Origin of the sequence: Microcystis sp. LEGE 08355 (assembly GCF_015207185.1) — a bacterium.
In the GTDB taxonomy this organism is placed as follows: Bacteria; Cyanobacteriota; Cyanobacteriia; order Cyanobacteriales; family Microcystaceae; genus Microcystis; species Microcystis panniformis.
Genome location: NZ_JADEXI010000494.1, coordinates 1 through 3,480 on the forward strand (window position 1 = coordinate 1; position 3,480 = coordinate 3,480).

General features: G+C 45.5%; 2 protein-coding genes and 1 pseudogene. 2 read left to right on the top strand and 1 reads right to left on the bottom strand.

What is annotated here, in order from left to right; all coding sequences use genetic code 11:
• Nucleotides 1–78, bottom strand: a pseudogene (locus IQ242_RS26390) (phycocyanobilin:ferredoxin oxidoreductase); the annotation flags it as partial.
• A gap of 286 nt (nt 79–364) precedes the next feature.
• Between IQ242_RS26390 and IQ242_RS19895 the strand changes: the two are divergent.
• Together IQ242_RS19895 and IQ242_RS19900 are read left to right on the top strand one after the other, a co-directional pair.
• Nucleotides 365–2,677 (top strand): DUF4129 domain-containing transglutaminase family protein, encoded by a 2,313-nt coding sequence (locus IQ242_RS19895; protein WP_193961153.1) that lies wholly within the window; start codon nt 365–367, stop codon nt 2,675–2,677.
• A 380-nt stretch (nt 2,678–3,057) separates the two neighbouring features.
• Nucleotides 3,058–3,480, top strand: a 423-nt coding sequence (locus IQ242_RS19900; RefSeq protein ID WP_193961154.1) for an SRPBCC family protein, incomplete at its 3' end; no start/stop codon positions are given.

The following is a 3,480-nucleotide window of genomic DNA, read 5'->3' on the forward strand; positions in this document are numbered from 1 at the left end:
GGACAGAATTGCTGTGGCTAATTGTCCAATCAGGGGATGAAGTAACGGTAAAATTTCAGGCTTGGCAACGGCTATCATAGGTCAGTAATCAGTAATCAGTTATCAGTTATCAGTCATCAATTATCAGTCATCAGTCATCAGTCATCAGCTTTTTTCTCCCTATCTCCCCATCTCCCTATCTCCCCATCTCCCTATCTCCCCATCTCCCTATCTCCCTATCTCCCCATCTCCCCATCTCCCTATCTCCCCATCTCCCTATCTCCCCATCTCCTGACATCTAAAATCCACTTTACTTCATGGAGCGATCGAGATTAGAACTGGGAAACATAAAATTAACTTTTTGATCCTTCTCCCAATTTACCCTATGGTTAGCAGTGCCGCTCGTCCAAGACCTTCTTTCAAAACCCTCTGGCAAAAGATAGAATCTTCTCCCTTGCCGGAAACCGAGGAATCGATTATTTTAAGAATTCTGGTGCAAGCTTTAGTAATCGTGGGTATTATCGCCACCGATGTGGCTACCGATAGTTATACCAGTATTTGGGCTGTTCCTCTCAGTATTATCGGCGGAATCTGGAGTTGGCGACGCAGGAAAAAGCGCAATATCGGGGCAAAATTTTGTATAGCGATCGGAATGTTGGTAGTGTTGGCGCTATTCTTGGGTAATATCGTTGCGATGCAGGATAGTCGCATTGCTCTAACACAATTATTAATTCAATTGCAAATTCTCCATAGTTTTGACCTGCCCCGACGCAAAGACTTAGGTTATTCTATGGTAATCGGTTTAATTCTCTTGGGAGTCGCTGGGACAATCTCTCAAACCCTTGCTTTTGCGCCTTGGTTAATCCTCTTTCTGCTTTTATCCCTACCTACCCTAGTTTTAGACTATCGTTCTCGTTTAGGTTTAGATAATCTCAATCAGAGTCTCCCTTTCTTCTCAAAGAAACCCCCCCGTCTAGCCACAAAAAAATTAGTTTCCCTGCAAAATTCTCCCCTTTCTCCCAAACGTTTCGGAATTTTCTTTCTGACAATTCTCCTCTTGGGATTGACAATTTTTGCTCTGATGCCGCGTTTTCCGGGTTATCAAATTCAATCTTTTCCCGTCAATAGTCCAGCAGGTATGGAAAATCAGGATTTTGAACAGGGAGACAGACAAATCGTTAACCCCGGCTATGTGCGCGAGGGTGAAACGGGGAATGGTGGCGTAAATGGCGGGAATAGTCCCACTACAGGGTCAGGACAGCTAGATACTACCTTTTATTACGGTTTTAACAGCCAAATGAACCAAAATTTGCGGGGAAGTATGACTCCAGAAATAGTCATGCGGGTACGTTCTCAAGCCCCCGGATTCTGGCGCGCCATGGCCTTTGATCGCTATACTGGTCAAGGGTGGCAAATCTCGCGAGATCAAGAATTAGAGGATTTAAATCGCAGTAGTTGGTCCTATCGCTTTTTTGTGCCGTTACCCGCAACCCAAGCCAAAACCCATCAGGTAGTCCAAACCTACAGCATTGTCTCCAGTTTACCGAATATTATCCCTGCTCTTACTTCGCCCCAGTTTCTCTTTTTTCCCACTCGACAGGTATCTTTGGACCGAGAAAATAGCTTAAGGTCGCCGGGAGGGTTAGCGGAAGGGCTAACTTATACTGTAATCTCACAAGTGCCGGAACGCAATCGCAGCCAACTGCGAGCGGCCCCAGAAACCTACCCTAAGTCTATTCTCAAGTATTATTTACAAATTCCTGCCGAAATTGCCCCGAAAGTCCGCCGAAAAACCGAGGAATTGCTGGCAAAATCTCCCACACCGTTAACCTCTCCCTACGAGAAGGCCCTATATTTAGCCCAAGCATTAAAGCAAAACTATGAATTAAAAACCGATTTGCCCTTTTTAGCCGAAAATGAGGATTTAGTCTCGGCCTTTTTGTTTCGTTTTCAGGGGGGTTACGCCGATCATTTTTCCAGCGTGTTAACGATTATGTTACGATCGATCGGTATTCCTGCCCGATTAGCCACCGGTTTTGCCCCTGGCCAGTTTAATCCTTTCACTGGCTTTTATGTTGTCCAAAATACGGACGCTTACGCCATCACAGAGGTGTTTTTCCCTGGTTACGGTTGGTACACTTTCGATCCTATCCCAGGCCACGAATTAATTCCCCCATCCTTTGAGGAAGCGGAACCTTTTAGCGTCCTCAAGCAATTTTGGCAATGGGTAGCCGGATGGTTGCCCTCTCCAGTAACGGGTTTTCTCGGTCTGATTTGGGAAAATGTTATCGTTACCATCGGTAAGTTATTGGCATGGTTATGGCGCTTTATTTCCGGCAGTCTTTTAGGGGGAATTCTCGGCGGTTTAGTCGGGGTCGTCTTCGCTTACGCTGGTTGGTTAGGATGGGGACAGTTCCATCGTTGGCGTAGGAGTCGCAGGTTAGCAAAACTACCACCGATCGAGCGTTTATACCAGCAAATGTTAGGAATCTTAACAGAAGCTGGTTATGGCAAACATCCCGCTCAAACCCCTTTAGAATACGCCGCCGCCGTCCGCAGCGTCCAACCGCCGCCAGTGGCGAATATTATCGAGGAAATTGCTCGCGCCTACGTTGATTGGCGTTATGGCGGGAAATCGGCTAATATTGAGAGATTACGCCAACGTTTTCGAGAGTTGCCCAAGCTAGTGAAAAAATGAGCTTGAGAGCAGTTATCTTAATGGTGAGGTAGGAAGTTTTCGTTTTGGGGAGTCGGTAGCCGGTCGTCCATAGCAAATTAGGTTACACTTCATCTTGATGAGAAAGGCTATAAACAAGACTATGTTAAGAAATGTAACGAAGTACAAAACCCTTACTGTTGCCTTGTCTAAACAGTTAACTTTATTTTTGTCCGACTACCGATAATTCTCAGCCAGCAATTTAAGTAGGGAGGCACAATTATTTGTAGGATGGGTTAGCGGTAGCGTAACCCATGCAGGCGTTGGGTTTCATGCTTCAACCGTTCGGCTGATCTCACGGCCGAAGCCCAACCTACGTTCATCTTATATTTAATTCCAGCCAGCAATTTATAAGCAGATCAATGTCATCTTGTCAAGTATTTGAACAATCAATTCAGATTAAAGCTAGTGCGACGACGGTAGAGCGTTGTATCACGGATTTAGAGTTAATGCGTCGTTGGTTGAATCCGGTGTTAGTTTGTGAACCTATCGGCGATTGGAAGACCGATATCGGTGGGAGAAGTCGTTTTTTGATTCAAATCCCCCTAATTCAGCCAACGCTAAAAAGTACGGTAATTGAGAGGGAACCGGGATTAATTGTCTGGCAATTTGAAGGCTTTTTTCGCGGATGCGATCGCTGGGAATGTCAACCCAATGATGGCGGCACTTGTCTAATCAATCGTTTTGAGTTTGCGATTCCTAATCCGGTTGTGGGGTGGGGATTTCAGCAATTCGCCGCCAAATGGACTAAAAAGGATATGGAAGCGCAATTAAGACGCTTAAAA